Source organism: Asticcacaulis endophyticus (assembly GCF_014652575.1).
GTDB classification, from domain to species: Bacteria; Pseudomonadota; Alphaproteobacteria; order Caulobacterales; family Caulobacteraceae; genus Asticcacaulis; species Asticcacaulis endophyticus.
In genome coordinates this window covers 366,901-384,177 of record NZ_BMZB01000001.1, presented here as the reverse complement: position 1 = coordinate 384,177, position 17,277 = coordinate 366,901, and the positions used below count along the sequence as shown (strand labels likewise).

Genomic DNA, 17,277 nt, shown 5'->3' with positions numbered 1-17,277 from the left:
GTGAGGAACGCAAATTTGAAACGTAACTATAATGGTTACGGATTGGCATTTCAAGAGATGTTGAAAGGTTTTAACTCAAAATGTTTCGGCCTGATACGATTATAGCCTGATGATGGATGTGCTGCACCGGTAAGGACTGTCACTTTTAGGTGACACCCATATTTCAAAGTACCCTGATTGTGCGCCTGACATAATTTATAAACCATACTGTCATTAGCCCTGTGTAGGTGAGGGCAGGTTCTGAGCAAACTTAAGGTGGGTGTGGTTATGGCTGTGTCGAAGTGTAAACTGATGAAAGCGGCGGGTCTGAGTGTAAGCTTTATGGCGCTCATGGCCGGTGTAACCCACGCTCAGGATGCCGCGCCAGGCGCCGAGGTCATCCCCGAAGTCATCGTCACTGTGCAAAAACGTGAGCAGACCCTGCTCAGTGTCCCGGCAGCCGTCACGGCCTTCAACTCATCCTTTATGAATGACGTCGGCATTACCGATTTTCAGGAGCTGGCGCAGTTCGTGCCCGGTTTTGAGGTGCAGGATCAGTCGCCCAACAATCCGGGCTTTATCATGCGCGGGATCACCTCCGATTCCGGTACGGCTACCGGCGAAGCGCGCGTTTCGGTCTTTCAGGACGGCCTGAGCATTTCGCGTTCGCGCGGCGCCTATATCGAACTGTTCGATCTGAACCGCGTTGAAATCGCCAAGGGACCGCAATCTACCCTGTTTGGGCGCGGCGCGCTGATCGGGGCGGTCAATGTCATTCAGAACAAAGCTGATCCAACCGATTTCGATGCATCAGCGCAGGTCGGTTTTGGCAATTATGATTACCGCCTGACCGAGTTGATGATGAACCTGCCGGTCAGTGAAACGCTGGCGGTGCGTCTGGCGACCCGCTTTAAATCGCGCGACGGTTATACTGAAAATCTGCTGGGGGGCGAGGACTTCAACAGCCTCGATACCCGTGCCGCGCGGGCGGTCATCAGCTATGCGCCGACCGATCGGCTGAACTTTGATCTGATCGTTAATTATCAGGAAGACACGCCTGCGGGTACGGGCTTTAAATCCGGCACCTTTACCCCGACCAATCCGCAAACCGGGGCCGTGATCGGCGATCTTAGCCCCTATACGGGTGCTGCCCTGTCGGCGGCGGGTGGCTTTAAGGGCGGGCGCGATCTGGGCTTAGAGCGCTACGTGTGGGGTACGACCGTACTGGGGCGCTATGAGATCAGCGATAATTTTAGCCTGTCATCCTTAAGCGCCTATCGCCGCTTCACGGCTTCGGAAGTGTTCGATGCCGACGGCATGTCCCTGCCGCTGACCGTGTTTGGCGAAGATGCTTACGGTAAGGTCTGGACCCAGGAACTGCGCCTCAACTATGACGGCAATGATAAGCTGTCGTGGTTTGCCGGCGTCAGCTATTTCGACGAGGAGGCCCGCACGGCGGTGCCGCTTCAGATCGATGAGCGCGTCGCTTCGGTGTTCCTGACCAATCAGTTGCCGCGCCCGACAGTGCCGTCCTATCCGTTCATTCAGGCCGCGCTGCAATCGACGCCGTCACTGGCGGCGCTATATCCACTGCTCGATCCGGCCCACCGTGAAACCTCGACCACCTTTGGCGAGACGCGCTCATTTGATGTCTTTGGCGATATCACCTATCGCCTGACGCCGAAGTTAGAGATCAGCGGCGGGGTGCGCTACACCAAGGATGACAAGACGTCCGGCTATTCGGCCAGCGTTGTCGGCAATTCCGGTCTGGCCTCGATCAGCTTTGCCCAGACGACCGTGACCAGCTATGTCACCCAATATGTGCAGGCCACCGGCACCCTGCCGTCATCGGCACAGCAGACGGCGGTATTTAATCAGGCCCTGACGGGGGCGCTTGGCCTGCCGCTGGGCATATTCAAGCAGCCAACGACTGGCAATGGTAATCGTTTTGACCAGGATTTTGACGACGATGGTTTCACCTATCGTCTGGTCGGGCGCTATCTGTTCAGCGATACGCTCAATGCCTACGCTTCCGTCTCGCGCGGACGTCAGCCCAAGACCTTAAGCGGTGATTCCGGCTCCGCCCCGCTCAGTGCGGCGGTCTTTATCGAAGCTGATTCTGAGACGGTCGATAGTCTTGAGGCCGGGGTTAAGGCGCGTCTTTTTGGCGGTCGCATGAGCTGGGATTCGGCGGTCTATCATTATCAGTACGATAATTTCCAGACATCAGTGGCCACCAATACCGGCAATGTCATCACCGTCAGCGCGGGTGAAGCCAAGGCCTATGGTCTGGAAACGCAAACCTACTACCGCGCCACACCGGGCGTCGATCTGTTCGCCACCTACGCCTATAATCACGCCCGTTTTGGCAATGGTATCTACGATGGCAATCGTTTCCGCCTCAGCCCTGACCATACCGTATCATTGGGCGCACGGCTGAAAAAAGAGTTTGGTCTGGGCACGCTGTCGTTCACCCCAAGCTATGTGTGGCAGTCGGAAGTCTATTTCGATGACAACAACGACCTGCCGCAGTTCCAGCCCGTCGTGGCCGGGCTTCGTCCGGTGGCCGACACCAAGCAGGATGAAAAGCAGGACGCCTACGGCCTGCTCAACCTGCGGCTAGGCTTCAAGCCTGCGCGCGGGCCTTGGGAGGTTGAGCTGTTCGGCACCAATGTCACCGACGAAGACTACATCAAGGACGCGGGCAATGTTGGCGATACCCTGGGGATCGCGACCTTCATTCAGGGTGAGCCCAGCATGTATGGCGTGACCCTGAAGCTTAAATATTAACCCTAAAACAGTGCTGGTTTAAAACAGTATTGGGCCGCCTGCGGATTGCGGGCGGCAGGTGCCGGTTTCGGACAGGGTTTCGGTAGATCCGAGGCCAAAGCGCTTATCCTCGGTCCAGTGCTTCTGGCCGTAAAACGCGCCCGTCGTGCGATTAAGCGATACCTTAAGATACCCACCCTTTTTCTGGGTCTGATCGACCAGTTCGTAATAGGCCGGGCTGACGGAGGCATTGCAGCGGAAGCTGAAACAAAGCGTATCACGGATGATCGAGCTATGGTCAGGGTCGATGGACATGACCTTGAAATCGGCCGCCGTATCCGGAAATGTCTCAGACGGGATCAGGCTGAGGTAAAACGTGCCGCGTGTGGTCTGATCTTTGCCGGTCGTCGTCACCGTATCGCATTTTAGCGTGATTTCGCGCCCGCTTGCCTTAGTCGCCGGGGGTGTTTTCAGGTTGACGATGACAGTGGGTGGTGCGGGCGGTGGTGGCGGTTCCGGGGTTGCCATATCCATCACCGATGGGGCGGCAATGGTCGCTATCGGCTGCGATGAGGTGATCGGTTTAAGCGGTGCCGCCTGAACGGCGGCCACGGGCGCGGGTTTCAGGCTGGTGTAAGGCACTGGGGCTGCGGGCAAGGTCGGCGCGGCTTCAGCCTTTTTCTTGACGACCGGTTTTTTGGCCACCCGCTTGACCACAGGTTTTGGGGTGTCGGCCGCCGCGGCATCCCATTCTTCGGCCAGAACGAGGGACGGAACCGTCAGACACATGATAAAGGTGGCGATGGCGATCCGCATCAGATCTCTTCTCCGAAACGATCAGATACCAGATCGACCAGCGCCTGAACGGCATCGGCGGCCTGCGGGCCTTCGGCTTCGATACCGATATGGCTGCCCTTACCAGCGCCCAGCATCAGAAGGCCCATGATCGACTGGGCATCGACGCGGTGGTCGTCACGCAGGACATAGATCTGGGCATTAAAGGTGGCGGCCAGCTTGACGAATTTGGCTGATGCGCGCGCGTGCAGCCCTTTTTCGTTGCAGATTTCGACTTCGGCGTGTGCGACGCTCATGACTGTGGGCAACCCTGCGAACTTGCTTGGAATGGACGCTACCATGCGCAAAGCCAGCGTCCTCATCAAGCCTGATAAAAAGACGTTTGGGTTAATATTCAGGTAAGATTAATTCAGCTTTCACCCGACAGGACGTAAGACGCCACGGTAATATATTTGCGACCGGCTTCCTGAGCATGAAGTACGCAGGTCGACAGGGGCTCATTCTTACGCAAAGAGGCCAGCTTGATCAGCATGGGCAGGTTGATCCCGGCAATGACCTCGGCCTTGGTTTGCTCCATGACGGAGATGGCCAGATTGGACGGGGTGCCGCCGAACATATCGGTCAGCAGGATAACGCCGTCACCCAGATCATTGGCAAAGGTCGCCTCTAAAATATCCTGACGCCTGCGGGCCATATCGTCTTCAGGACCGATACAGATCGCCGTGACGGCACTTTGCGGACCCACTACATGTTCCATGGCGGAAATGAACTCTTCCGCCAGCCTGCCGTGGGTTACGATCACAAGCCCGATCATAAAGACAACTTCCTCAAACCGATCCGTAAAATCCGGAACCGCTGTCATAGCCCTGATAGTCTTTGGGCCAAGACCGCTGATCTTAGCGGATTGTATGCACTGCAAAAAGTCCTTTTACCTGTTTAGGCGTAAATTAGTCCTAATCCAAGCGAATTGAGGGTGCGCGGACGGTTTGTGTCAGGGATATAAGCAGTTTGGCCACACTTGACGATTCCCTTGGGTTAAGCCTCATGATCGGAATTTTCAGGCCAAGTATGTCGCTAAACTCCGGTTCAGGCAGGCGTTCAACCGCTGAATTTTGGCAGTGCACCGTAAGGCTGATGCGGCTGAAATGGCGGGTTCGCAAGGTGGTGATGCCGACGCCGCGTACTTCGATCCGGCCTTTGATGGTGTCGGGCGCCCCGGCATAGAGGTGATCGCCAGAGCGCCACAGCACCGAATAATCATCGCTGATCAGGGCGCACCCCTGTGCCAAAGCCCGCAGGGCCAGATCGCTTTTGCCCACCCCGGATGGGCCGCTGATCAGCACGCCGTGCCAGGTGCCGCCGATCAGGCAACTTATCGACGTGGCGTGTACGATCAGCTTACTCACAGGGCACCATAGGTGTTGGGCAGGGCGACGGTAAAGCGGGCCCCGATGAGGTTGCCGTGCTCATCCTTGCGGTTTTCGGCCCAGATGCGCCCGTGATGCGCCTCAATGATCTGGCGCGAAATCGACAGGCCAAGGCCCGAATTTCGGCCAAAGCTGGTGCCCTTGGGGCGGGAGGTGTAAAAGCGCTCGAAAATAGTTTCCAGATTTTCTTCGGGTATGCCGGGGCCATTATCATCAATGGTGATCTGTAGCGGCAGAGCCTGATCGCGGTCGGAATGGCCTAACTGTATGTGGACTGTACCGCTTTCGGGGCTGAAGGAGCGGGCATTGTCGATCAGGTTGCGAAACACCTGCCCTAACGGGCCTTCACGACCAATGACGCGAGACGATGATGGTGTGATGGAGCGATTAAAGGTCACCTTAACCGACGTCTCATCTGAGGGCGCGTAGAGTGAGACGATATCTTCCATCAGAGCGCCGATGTCGACGGGCTTAGGCGTATCGCGCGACAACTCGGCGTCAAGGCGCGAGGCGTTGGAGATATCAGTTATCAGCCGGTCGAGGCGATGAACATCCTGATTAATAACATTCATCAGCCTCGTCTTGGCGCTGTCGTCCTTAACCAGATTAAGGGTCTCAAGGGCCGATCGGATCGAGGTCAGCGGGTTCTTGATCTCGTGGGATACATCAGCGGCAAAGCGGTCGATCGCATCCATGCGTTTGGATAGGGTGTCGGTCATGGATTCCAGAGATCGCGCCAGGGTGCCGATCTCGTCTTTTCGGTCTTCGAGATCGGGCAGGGAAATAGCGCGGATCTTTTCCATGCGCACGCTGTCGGCGGCGGCGGACAGGCGCTGGATCGGGCGGCTGACCCACCAGTTGATCAGCATGGCTGAAAACAAACTGACCCCCACAGCGACCAGAATGAACGGCATCATGGCCATACGCTGAGCCGCAACGATAGCGTCAACATCCCCGGCTTCCAGCGTGAGTACGCCCAAAACCATCTTAACCCGCCGTATGGGTATCGACACCGACACGACCTTTTTGCCGCTTTCGTTGAGGCGCACCGAGGTGACCTGCGTGCCGCCGAGGGCCAGCTTGACCTCATCGCTCAGTGCGGCCTGCGCTTTTTCAAGACTGGCGGTCTGGGCAGAGCGGTCGGGTGCGGCTTCACCACGGTCACGGGCCGGAGGCAATGGCCGGACATCCACGCTTTCTGAAACCACGTAGCTGTCCGACAGGAGTTCGCCTTCGCCATTAAACAGGCGGGCGCGCTGGCCCTTGGGAATAAAGCGGCTCAGGGCCAAATGAGCGCTGGAGGCCTCAAGATAGGGCTGGGGATCACCAACCGTCGCCACCACGGCGATAATCTCGGCCATAGTGTCGGCCTGCGCCGTCAGGGACTCTTTTCGGTTTTCCACCAGCCCCTGCCGGAATTCGTTGAGCGCCAAAGCACCCACCACCAACACCAGCAGCCCAAGCAAATTCAGCCCCAGAACCAGCCGGCTGAGGCGTGAATTGCCAAAGGTGAATTTGAACCGGTTTGGCATCAAAGCCCCAGCCAAAGGGTTAAGCTTCTTTGTAGCGATAACCGACGCCGTAGAGGGTTTCGATCGAATCAAACTCATCATCGACCTGCCGGAACTTTTTGCGCATACGCTTGACGTGGCTGTCGATGGTGCGGTCATCGACATATACCTGATCGTCATAGGCGGCATCCATCAGGTTGTCGCGGCTTTTGACAAAGCCCGGACGCTGAGCCAGAGCGTGCAGCAACAGGAACTCGGTCACGGTCAGACGCACCGGCTTGCCTTCCCAGGTACATTCGTGGCGGGCGGCGTCCATAACCAGCTTGCCGCGTTTCAGGGACTTGGCATTGAGGGCTTCAGTGACCTCTGGCGCTTCGCCCTGCTCGACTATGCCCGCACGACGCAGGACGGCCTTGACCCGCTCCAGCAGCAAACGCTGCGAGAACGGCTTATGCATATAATCGTCGGCACCGAGGTTAAAACCCAGCAACTCATCGATCTCATCGTCCTTGGAGGTCAGGATGATGACCGGAAGGTTCGAGGTCGCGCGCAGGCGGCGCAGCACTTCCATGCCGTCCATGCGCGGCATTTTCACATCCAGAATCGCCAGATCGGGCGGGTCCTTTTCAAGTGCTGCCAGACCCGATGCGCCGTCATAATAGGCGGTGATCGTGTGGCCGCCGCTTTCCAGTGCCAAAGATACGGATGTTACGATATTCTCGTCATCATCCACCAAAGTGATCTTCGCCATGTCAGGTCTGTCTCCGCAAATTATCTTAGTCGTCAATATGTGGCTGATAAGACTTTAATTCTAGTCTTTAAGTTGACCTCTTAAAGGTCTTAATCGGGCTATAAGTGGGCTTCAACCTTAATTTAACACCGTTTGTGTATGGTTTGTCATAAGTTGTAGCGCTTTCCAAAAAGTGTGTGCGGTTTTTGGACTAAAAGCGCGCTAGGCAAAAATACAGTTCGGCCGCGTCAGAACGATGTGGCCTAAACAAGGTCAAGAATATGTCCGGCCCGATCCATTACGAAGTGTTCGCGCGTAAAACGCCCGCCTCCGGCTGGGCGCTGCAAGGGGCGGTGGAAAACCGCGAGGCGGCCATATCCATGGCCGAGGATATGCTGGCGCAAAACCGCGCCGCCGCGGTCATGGTCACCAAAGAAGTTTTTTCCAGCGAAAGTGGCGAATTCAAAAGCTTCACCGTGCTCAACAAGGGCGCGCCTGAGCAAAAGAAAAAAGACCGCCCGACCCAACCGGCAGAGAACATCTGCGGCAGTCCGCAGGAGCTCTATACGGCGCAGGGCCGCGAAAAGGTGGCCCGTCTGCTTGAGGACTGGTTGCGGCGGTATAAGGTGACGGCTTTTGAAATGATGCACCGACCCGATCTGGTCGAGCGCTTCGAAGCCTCTAATAATGACGTGCAGCATGTCGCGCAAAAGCTGGCTGTACCGGAAGCGCAGGAAACCGGCGCGTCGATCCATGAAATCATGCGACGCTGGACCGCCCTGATCGATAAGGCGTGCACCCGCGTCATCAGTGATGGGCGCAAGAACCTGTTTCCCGATCTGACTCTGGACGGCCTGACCGCTCAGATTGATAAGATCAGCAGCCACCCTGAAAAGGCCTATGTGCTGGGCGGTGGCGTGGCTAAATTGATGAAGGCAGCTACGACGCCTGCAGGCAAGCTGGAGGTTTTGCTGCCGTTCGTGCAGCGTCTTGCCGAAAGTCATGAAGGCTGGGGCTGGGCGGTTCAGGTGTTTGAAGCGCCGATCATGGAAATCTTTGCGGGTAAGACCGCACTGACCGACATTATGGGTCAGGAGATGGATCTGGGGTCGGGTCTGGCCATTCTGACGCGGCTGGTAGCCGGGCCGGAAGCCAAGCTGGTCGCGAAAATCGATCCGGTGGTGTCGCGTACCCTGCCGGAGCTGACCGGGGTTCTGGCCGATATTCTGAAACTGATCGAAGCCGGTCATTTCAAGGCGCTTTCGGCCAGCATTTCCAAACGCCTGCTGGTCGAACTGAAAAGCGTGCGCCGATTGCGTCCGTCGAGCCCGGTGTTGGAGATCGAAACCCTGCGCGCACTGGCTCTGGTCATGACCGCGGCGGGCAAGGAGCAGACCCAGCGTGAGGATATCGCCGAAGCCTTTGCCGAGCGCTCCAAGACTCTGGTGTCCAGCGATTTCGTCGAAAGCCTGACCAAGGATACGGCATCGGCCTTTGGTGAGATTGAGCGTCTGATCTGGCTGTGTGAAAATGTCGTCGGCTCTGCCAATAAGCGTCAGGCCGTGCGCTGGGTCAGCGGGTGTCTGACCGGCCACCGCTTTGAGCGCGAAATCAGGGATGGGGCCAAATCGGCCCCGACGCGGCTGAGCTTTCTGGCCGGTTTGCAGAAACGCCTGATCCGGGCAGAGCTGCCGGAAAAAGAAGCGCAGGAACTGCGGGATAAGCTGGGGGCGCTGGGGGCGTCGATTGCTACAGAAGTCAATCTGATGATGCATCTGACGCGGGTCGGCGGATCTTCGATGCAGAAACTGACCCTGTTGCTGGGCTTTGCGGCCGGGCAATCGGCACCGCTTGGGCCGGTCAGCGATCTGGCCAAGGCCGAAGTGATGAAGCTGCTGAAAAGCCCGGAAGCGCGCACGAACCTGATGAGCGATCCGGCCGCATTCATGCAGCTAAGGCCCCTGATGCAGGCGGCGGGTATCGGTGCGGCGGCGTAAGCTTCTCCCCATAAAGACAATAAAAAAGCCCGCCGATCAGGCGGGCTTTTTCATAAGCTATGTGCAGGCTTTTAAGCCGCACGTACTCTGGCGAGGAACGCGCTGACCTGATGGCGAAGCTGTTCAGCTTGCTCTGCCAGTTCCGATGACGCGCTCAACACCTGAGACGCACCGGCGCCGGTTTCTTCGGCCATACGGGCCACACCGGTGATGTTGACGGTCACCTCGGTGGTGCCCATCGACGCCTGATTGACGGCCTGAACGATCTCATTGGTGGCCGCCCCCTGTTGCTCAACGGCAGCCGAGATGGTGGTCGAGGAGTCGTTGACTTCGCGGATGGTGGCCGAAATGCTCTCGATTGCCGTCACCGCCTGCTTGGTGGTGCCCTGAATGGCGGCGATCTGCTGGTTGATTTCTTCGGTGGCCTTGGCGGTTTGCTGGGCCAGGGTTTTGACTTCTGACGCCACAACGGCAAAGCCACGGCCCGCCTCACCGGCACGGGCCGATTCGATGGTGGCATTCAGCGCCAAGAGGTTAGTTTGCTGAGCGATGGCGGAAATGATGTCGACGATGCCGGTGATCTTGGTGGCGGCTTCCGACAGTTCATAGACGATGGCCATGGTCGTGTCGGCTTCGGTTACTGCTTCGCGCGCTTTGGTGAGCGAGTGATCGACCTGACGGCTGATTTCCGCGACGCTGGCGCCCAGTTCTTCGGCCGAACCGGCAACCGAGGTGACATTGGTGCCGGCTTCTTCGGCGGCGGCGGACACTGAGGTCGCCTGGGCCGCAGATTCCTGCGCCGATGAGGTCAGTTGCTGAGCTGTCGCCTGCATTTCGGTCGCGGCGGCGGAGACCATCTCAACGATGCCACCGACGGCACCTTCGAACTGATCGGCCAGTTCGCGCATGGCTTGCTTGCGCTGATATTCGGAGTCTTCGCGGGCCTTGACGGCTTCGGCTTCAAGAGCACGAGTGCGGATCATACCATCTTTAAACACTTCAACGGCGGCGGCCATGTTGCCGATTTCGTTGGGTTCACCCAGGTTCGGGATCTTAACTTCGGTATTGCCGCCTGAGAGGGTGCGCATGGTGTCGGCCATCTTGCCGATCGGCGCGGAAATGGTGCGGATCATGACAAAGCCGATGGCGACTGACACCGCGGCGGTGATGCCCAGAGCGATCAGGATCAGCATCGAGGCTTGCTTGCCGTCGGCTGTAGCGTCGGCTGCGGCTTTGCCGCCCGCTTCGACTTGATAGGTCCGGTCGGCACGAATGGCTTCGCGGAAGGTGCGGCCTTGGTCCTGCATTTCGCCGAGGAAGAAGCTCTGAGCCCCCGCCAGCTCGCCGGATTTGACCATGGCGATATATTGTCCGCTATTGGCCTGATAGGTTTTCAGTTCGGCTTCGATCTTATCGGCGTGAACTTTTTCATCCGGATTGGCAATCATAGGGAGATAGTCGGCGTAAGCCTTATCCAGATCCTTGGACGACTTATCGACGTTACCGAAAATTTCCTGTTGCTGCTCACCGGTCGTGGTCAAAAGCTGGGACTGGCGCAGGCGCAAAAGCTCAAAGGTCTGGGACATGTCGCCAAGCTGATTGGCGGTCGGCAGCCAGTTTGACCCCAGATCGTCAACGGCCTTATTGACACTGTCCAGGCGGTTGATCGAGAAAATCCCCAAGGCCGCGGTGCTTAAAAGGACGATGGCGAAGGCGGCGATAACACGCGCGCGAATGGTAAGACGGCTAAGCATGGAAAACCCCTAAGCTCAAGAACACAAACAATACTGACTAAAAGCTTTTGCCCCGACGCAACGCGCACACGACTTAAGCCTTCCTCGCTCCCGTCAGTAGGGTTAACCGCTTATGCTAAATAAAGTATGAATTGTTCCACACTGGCCGAAGCGTTATGTGCTGCGGAAATTGAGTTCCAGCAAGACGTTATTGGGGTCAGCGACGAATATCTGACGCAGACTAATCGGTTTAACTTCGTTGGTGGCATAGTTAAGGCCGCGCGCGGTTAATCGCTCAATCATGTCGTCATAGCCTTCGCACTCAAAGGCGACATGGTGAATGGCGCCGGTCGGATCGCCGGGCACAACCTCACGCGGGATGGTGTTGTCGGTGCCAAACAGGTTGAGGTGAATGATGGCGCGGTCTCCGCTGTCGTACAGCCATTGCCGCAGGGAGGGATCACGCTCAGGGGCTACCCGCGCCTCCAGCCCCAGCAGGTCATGATAAAACGCAATCGTCCCCGCCATATCGCGGGTCTGGATATTGATATGATCAAGGCGTTTGACGGTGACGGGCATAACAATCGTACTTTCGAGGTTAAAACATTATTGAGACAATACTGACGCTACATGCAAAGCGATGCTTTCTGTCAGGGCAGCTTTACTTTCAGTGCTCCGTTTGCGGATCATAATAAATGTGCCGGAGAAAGTGCCTTGTACGTCGTGGATTGTCCAAGACCCGGTTATTTCATTGTGTTCGCCATTCAAGAGGCCTGAGTAATGAACGCTGTGATCCCAGCCATTTTGACCATCGTAGGTTTTTAAAAACGTAATCGCACCACCTGCAACTGTGCCATCGATAACCGCGTTAAGGTCGCCAGAAATATCGAAATCCGCGGTTACCGTCTCGAAAATGGTTCCCGATAAAATGCTGTTTGTATGAATAATCACGGCCACAAAGTAACAATCCGGCATCATATATTCTAATGGGTAGCTGTACGTACCATGCCACACGCCAGTGAGATTTTCGGTCAATCTTATCCCCTAAGATTTATTTTTCACGGCCCAAAGTACACTGAGCGGTAGCGAGGGACTTTGGGGCGAAGCCTTAGTGTGCCTCATCCCAATTGAGGGCAGCTTTCGCTTCGACGACGAGAGGCACGCTGATTTCAGCCGCAGGCAACGGCGCTTTTTCCATCACCGAGACAATCAGCGGCATAACCGCTTCGACCTCATCATCGGGGGCTTCAAAGATCAGTTCGTCGTGAACCTGCAGCAGCATTTTGGTCTTGAAACCCGCCGCAACCAAGGCCCCCGGCATCTTAATCATAGCGCGGCGGATGATATCGGCGGCGGTGCCCTGAATCGGGGCGTTGATGGCGGCGCGTTCGGCAAACTGACGCTGGCCACCGGCCTTGGCATGGATGTCAGGTATGTGGATTTTCCGGCCCATGATGGTCGTCACATAGGCATGGTCTTTCACGAACGCCTTGGTGGCGTCCATATAGGCCTTGATGCCGGGAAAGCGCTCGAAATAGGTCTTGATGTAGCGGCCAGCTTCATCGTTGGGGATCGCTAACTGATTGGCCAGACCGAACGCCGAAATGCCGTAGATAATGCCGAAATTAATCGCCTTGGCCCGCCGGCGGATTTCAGACGTCATCTCATTCAGCGGCACACCGAACATTTCAGACGCGGTCAGTGAGTGAATGTCGATACCGTCCGAGAACGCTTTTTTAAGTTGGCCGATATCCCCGATATGAGCCAGCAGACGCAACTCTATCTGCGAATAGTCGGCGCTGATCAGACGGTGGCCCGGCTTGGCGATAAAGGCCGTTCTGATCTTGCGGCCTTCACCGGTGCGGATCGGGATATTTTGCAGGTTGGGCTCATTGGACGACAGCCGCCCGGTGGTGGTCGAGGCCAGATGGAATGAGGTATGGACGCGGTCAGTTTTTGGATCAGCGACCTGATGCAGGGTGTCGGTATAGGTGCCTTTGAGTTTGGCCAGTTGGCGGTAATCCATCAGGATTTTGGCCAGTGGTATGCCCTGTTCGGCCAGATCTTCCAGCACCTTAACATCGGTCGCCCAGGTACCGGATGCCGTTCGCTTGCCGCCCGGCAGTTTCAGCTCATCAAAGAAAATCTCACCCAGTTGTTTGGGGGAGTTGAGGTTAAACGGTCGTCCGACCACCGCATGGGCCTCTTGTTCCAAAGCCCCCATGCGCACCCCGAAATCCTGCGACAGACCGCGCAATACTTGCGGGTCGATACGGATGCCGGTCAATTCCATGTCCGACAGCACGGTCGGCATCTTGCGTTCCAGCGTCTCATAGACCGTCAGCAAACCGTTTTCCTGCAGGCGCGGTTTCAACAATCGCCATAGCCGTAAGGTCACATCGGCGTCTTCGGCAGCGTATTTGGTGGCCTCAACCAGGCCGACATATTTAAAGCTCTTGGCCGCCTTGCCCGTACCTGCCACCTGCTTAAAAGTGATCGGCGTATGGCCCAGATGCAGTTCCGACAGGGTATCCATGCCGTGGCCATGCAGCCCGCCCTCAAGCACATAGGAAATCAGCATGGTGTCGTCATAGGGCGCGACATTAATGCCGTGGCGTTTCAGAACGCTCAGGTCATATTTGATGTTCTGGCCGATTTTCAGCACCGACGGATCTTCCAGCAGCGGTTTCAGGACCGCAATAGCCTCGGCCATCGGAATCTGCTGAAGGGCGTCACCAAAGGCCAGCCCGTCATCGCTTTCATGGGCCAGCGGAATATAGCAGGCATCATTGGCGCCAAGGCTTAAGGACACACCGACAAGCCCCGAATGGGTGGCCGACAGATCGTCGGTTTCGGTATCGACGGCGACATAACCAAGCTTTTGCGCGCGCGCGACATAGGTTTTAAGGATGTCGATATCCTGCACGCAGGCATAAGCCTCGTGATTAAACGGCTCAATGACGCTGGTGACCGGCTTCTCACCGATATTGCCGTAAAGCGGGCGTGAAATGGGCGCGGACGGGGTTTTGGCGGCATCCAGACGCGCCTCCTCCATCGCCGTGATAGCGCCACCCATGCGCCGGGCCAGTGAGACAAACTCCATCCGCGTCAGAAACGGAATCAAATCATCGGCGTTGGGGTCTTTGAGCGCAAAACTATCAATATCAAACGGTGGCGGCACATCATCGCGCAGTTTGACCAGTTCGCGCGACAGCAAAATCTGATCACGGAAATCGGTCAGGGCCTCCCGGCGTTTGGGCTGCTTGATCTCATGGGCGCGGGCCAGCAGGGCGTCAAGGTTGCCATATTCGGCCAGTAACTGCGCGGCGGTCTTGACGCCAATCCCCGGTGCCCCCGGCACATTGTCAGCGGTATCGCCAATCAAGGCCTGCGCATCGACCACCAGTTCCGGCGGCACGCCAAATTTCTCATAGACCTGTTCACGGCCGATGGAGACCGCCTTGACCGGCTCCAGCATAGTCACGCGGTCATTGACCAACTGCATCAGGTCTTTGTCGGAGGATACTATGGTGACATCAAAGTCCTGCTCGACTGCCATCCGGGCATAGGTGGCGATCAGATCGTCGGCCTCAAATCCGGCCAGTTCGACACTGGGCACCCCAAAGGCGATGGTCGCCTCACGGATTAGCGGGAACTGCGGGATCAGGTCTTCGGGGGCGGGGGGGCGATGGGCCTTATAGGCTTCATAAAGATCGTTGCGAAAGGTCTTTGAGCCGGCATCGAAAATAACCGCCAGATGCGACGGTCCGCCATCGCCGCGGTTTTCCTTGATCAGCTTATAAAGCATGTTGCAAAAGCCGGAGACGGCCCCGACCGGCAGCCCGTCGGATTTACGCGTCAGCGGCGGCAAGCCGTGATAGGCACGGAAAATGTAGCCGGAGCCATCCACCAGAACCAGACATTTCCTGCTCATCTATCCTGCCCTCACTGCGAAATATAGTCGGCTATACCTAAACCTATATGATGTCAGATCAAGTCAGGATGTCAGGTGCTCACCAACTTCCGATGTTAGGCATGGAGGCCCACGGTTCGGCAGGGGCCTTGGGCGGGCCCTTTTGCAGCAATTCAATGCTGATATTATCGGGTGAGCGCACAAAGGCCATATTACCGTCGCGCGGCGGGCGGTTGATGATCACGCCCATATCCATCAAGTGCTGGCAGGTCGCATAGATATCATCGACCTCATAGGCCAGGTGGCCGAAATTACGCCCGCCGGTGTAATCCTCGACCTTACCGTTCTCATCCGGCCAGTTATAGGTCAACTCGACATGGGGTGCGGCGCGGTCGCCGCCATTAATCTCAGCGGTCGCCTTGTCGGCAGGTGCGGCCAGAAACACTAGTGTAAACCGGCCCTGCGCACTCTCATGGCGGCGGACTTCGTAGAGGCCTAAGCCCTTGCAGTAAAACTCCAGCGACGCCTCAAGGTTTTTGACGCGCACCATGGTATGTAGGTATCGCATGATTTTTTCCTGTCGCGCATTTGATTCCAAAAACCGCCAGAGAACTATATTGGCACTTTTGGGAATGCGCTTGCTAATGCTCTTCAGGACGAGGCGATGGATCTGCATAGTCGTGTGCGTGATCCTTATGGACGAATTTGCGGTCGCAATAGCCGCACTCAACTTCGCCGTCCTGGCCAAGTTCCAGATAAACCATCGGGTGACCCAGCGCGCCGCCGCCGCCATTACATCCGACCTTGTGGCTGTCCACATAGATGACTTCGGGGGGCTGGGTCGTGCTCATGTCGTAAAATACCTTTGGCGGGGTGGGGGCCTTAATCAAGGTCATTAAAGCAATTGCCGCACCTTCGTCAATTTGGCGTTTGTATGTAGGCTGCGTAAATCGTGTGAGTGAGCCAAATTTTAAGTTGAGCGGGGCGCGCGTTTAGCATAGGTTCCGCCCGCGCAGGCCTCAAAGGGCCTCCCTGATCGTGCGCACCCGTAGCTCAGCTGGATAGAGTGTTGCCCTCCGAAGGCAAAGGTCACAGGTTCGAATCCTGTCGGGTGCGCCATTCAAAATACAATTCATAACAAATACAATGCGCTATCAAAAAGGTTTGGCAGGTATTTTGCGATGGTTTGGCAGTCTCAAACCTTTTCCTGATCCAATTTACCTATGGCTTGACGCGCCTTTTTTAGCTGGTTTACGTCACGAATATAGACCGCAAGCTCTTTTTCACTGGCGTGTCCAGTTATTGCCCGCGCCGATTCCCCATCGCAGCCAGCCTCAATTAAGCGCCTTGCTGCTGCCTTTCTGAGGCCGTGCGGTCCGCGTGTACCTTCGATCAGCGGTGGATCAAATGACACGCCTTGATCGTTAAGGTTCACATCCTTAGCTGCCTGCCGTAACCAGTTTCCAAACCCCTCTGACGAAAATGCGCCACCGCGGCTGTTTACGATTAGGGCCTTTTGATTGTGCGGCCAAAGCGCCAGTTCGGCCTGTAAGAGCGGGTGAAGCGGTATCCATAGCTGTTTGCCAGCTTTAAATCTGCGACTGCTTTTCTGCTGCACAACCCTTATCTCGTGGTCGCGAATATCGGATTGCGTCATGCGCACCACGTCAGAACGACGCTGCCCGGTGAACAAACATAGATACAGGCCAAGACGCTCCCTTGTGCCTGCGCCCCATTTTAAAAGATAATGCTTTATATCCTCGTCAGACCACGGGGTAAATCCATCGCCCTCTTCCGGAAGCTTAACCCTTGCCATCGGATTAATATCGATCATCTCTTCGTCTATGGCGAAGTTGAGTAGGGTGGTCAGGCGCTTTAACAGCGTCCGGCACGCGCCCGGCCTTTCAGCCATATCGGATTTGATCTGGTTAAAGTGTCGCTTAGCGAGGCTGCGCACCATCATGAATCCCATGACGCTTCTGAAGGCTTCAATCTGGTGACGGTAATGCTTCTGTGATGGCGCTTTGAGGTTTTTAAAGCCGTAGGAATCGTAATACCTGGCGCAAAGATCATCAACCGTACCGGGGCGGATGGACGACTCGCCGGGGCGGGAGGGGGCGGCCACGCTTGCCTTTGCGGCCTCATAGGATTCGTCAAATTCATGCGACCCAAACGTACCTTTTACAGGTATGCGTTTGTGACCAGACTTCCTAAAATAGTGCCGCTCTTTACCGTGCCTGTCTTTGAAGGCCTCTAGATTTGCGTACACCTTTACTAAACGCGCCATTGATAGCCTCGTCGCCCAATCTTGCTTCGTTTTCTTTAATTGACGCTATGGGCGGTGGAAAGTTCCCGCCTGTCAAGGTGTCAACCGTGACCGAGCCGTCGTCTAACTGCGTGACCCTGACTGCTACGCCTGCCAG

At 56.5% G+C, this 17,277-nt stretch carries 15 protein-coding genes and 1 tRNA gene; 3 read left to right on the top strand and 13 right to left on the bottom strand.

Annotation, left to right across the window (positions count from 1 at the left end):
• Positions 1 to 267: 267 nt before the first annotated feature.
• Positions 268 to 2,769 carry a TonB-dependent receptor gene (locus IE102_RS01825; RefSeq protein ID WP_189484669.1) on the top strand — a complete coding sequence of 834 codons (2,502 nt, stop codon included), beginning with the start codon at positions 268 to 270 and terminating at the stop codon, positions 2,767 to 2,769.
• An 18-nt stretch (positions 2,770 to 2,787) separates the two neighbouring features.
• On the opposite strand, the gene IE102_RS01820 is transcribed toward IE102_RS01825, so the two are convergent.
• From IE102_RS01820 to chvI, 6 genes are all read right to left on the bottom strand, one after another.
• Positions 2,788 to 3,564, bottom strand: coding sequence for a hypothetical protein (locus IE102_RS01820; RefSeq protein ID WP_189484668.1), 777 nt, complete (start codon positions 3,562 to 3,564; stop codon positions 2,788 to 2,790).
• A complete protein-coding gene (locus IE102_RS01815; RefSeq protein WP_189484667.1) occupies positions 3,564 to 3,839 on the bottom strand; it encodes an HPr family phosphocarrier protein in 276 nt (91 codons plus the stop codon). The genes IE102_RS01820 and IE102_RS01815 overlap by 1 nt, the downstream gene beginning before the upstream one ends.
• Positions 3,840 to 3,952: 113 nt before the next feature.
• Positions 3,953 to 4,357 (bottom strand): PTS sugar transporter subunit IIA, encoded by a 405-nt coding sequence (locus IE102_RS01810; protein WP_189485963.1) that lies wholly within the window; start codon positions 4,355 to 4,357, stop codon positions 3,953 to 3,955.
• A 139-nt stretch (positions 4,358 to 4,496) separates the two neighbouring features.
• Positions 4,497 to 4,949, bottom strand: coding sequence for an HPr kinase/phosphorylase (locus IE102_RS01805; protein ID WP_189484666.1), 453 nt, complete (start codon positions 4,947 to 4,949; stop codon positions 4,497 to 4,499).
• Positions 4,946 to 6,502 (bottom strand): two-component sensor histidine kinase ChvG, encoded by a 1,557-nt coding sequence (gene chvG / locus IE102_RS01800; RefSeq protein ID WP_229807519.1) that lies wholly within the window; start codon positions 6,500 to 6,502, stop codon positions 4,946 to 4,948. The genes IE102_RS01805 and chvG overlap by 4 nt, the downstream gene beginning before the upstream one ends.
• A gap of 19 nt (positions 6,503 to 6,521) precedes the next feature.
• A complete protein-coding gene (gene chvI, locus IE102_RS01795) occupies positions 6,522 to 7,232 on the bottom strand; it encodes a two-component response regulator ChvI (RefSeq protein ID WP_189484665.1) in 711 nt (236 codons plus the stop codon).
• A 260-nt stretch (positions 7,233 to 7,492) separates the two neighbouring features.
• Here chvI and IE102_RS01790 point away from each other — a divergent pair, with 260 nt between their 5' ends.
• Positions 7,493 to 9,208: a hypothetical protein gene (locus IE102_RS01790; protein WP_189484664.1), complete on the top strand. Its 1,716-nt coding sequence runs from the start codon at positions 7,493 to 7,495 to the stop codon at positions 9,206 to 9,208.
• Positions 9,209 to 9,279: 71 nt separating this feature from the next.
• Here IE102_RS01790 and IE102_RS01785 read toward each other — a convergent pair whose 3' ends face one another.
• The 6 genes from IE102_RS01785 to IE102_RS01760 form a co-directional block, all read right to left on the bottom strand.
• Complete coding sequence (locus tag IE102_RS01785; protein WP_189484663.1) at positions 9,280 to 10,962, bottom strand: methyl-accepting chemotaxis protein; 1,683 nt, start codon at positions 10,960 to 10,962, stop codon at positions 9,280 to 9,282.
• Between the two features lie 153 nt (positions 10,963 to 11,115).
• Entirely contained in the window at positions 11,116 to 11,520 is a 405-nt protein-coding gene (locus tag IE102_RS01780; protein WP_189484662.1) for a VOC family protein, read from the bottom strand.
• A gap of 27 nt (positions 11,521 to 11,547) precedes the next feature.
• On the bottom strand, positions 11,548 to 11,976 hold the full coding sequence (locus IE102_RS01775) for a hypothetical protein (RefSeq protein ID WP_189484661.1): 429 nt from the start codon (positions 11,974 to 11,976) through the stop codon (positions 11,548 to 11,550).
• A 73-nt stretch (positions 11,977 to 12,049) separates the two neighbouring features.
• Positions 12,050 to 14,875, bottom strand: a complete 2,826-nt coding sequence (polA, locus tag IE102_RS01770) for a DNA polymerase I (protein ID WP_189484660.1) — start codon at positions 14,873 to 14,875, stop codon at positions 12,050 to 12,052.
• 79 nt (positions 14,876 to 14,954) lie between these two features.
• Positions 14,955 to 15,422 (bottom strand): VOC family protein, encoded by a 468-nt coding sequence (locus IE102_RS01765; RefSeq protein WP_189484659.1) that lies wholly within the window; start codon positions 15,420 to 15,422, stop codon positions 14,955 to 14,957.
• Positions 15,423 to 15,495: 73 nt separating this feature from the next.
• A complete protein-coding gene (locus tag IE102_RS01760) occupies positions 15,496 to 15,750 on the bottom strand; it encodes a zinc-finger domain-containing protein (protein WP_229807518.1) in 255 nt (84 codons plus the stop codon).
• A 146-nt stretch (positions 15,751 to 15,896) separates the two neighbouring features.
• Here IE102_RS01760 and IE102_RS01755 point away from each other — a divergent pair.
• Positions 15,897 to 15,973, top strand: a tRNA-Arg gene (locus IE102_RS01755).
• Between the two features lie 76 nt (positions 15,974 to 16,049).
• Here IE102_RS01755 and IE102_RS01750 read toward each other — a convergent pair.
• On the bottom strand, positions 16,050 to 17,141 hold the full coding sequence (locus IE102_RS01750) for a tyrosine-type recombinase/integrase (protein WP_189484658.1): 1,092 nt from the start codon (positions 17,139 to 17,141) through the stop codon (positions 16,050 to 16,052).
• Between the last annotated feature and the right edge of the window lie 136 nt (positions 17,142 to 17,277).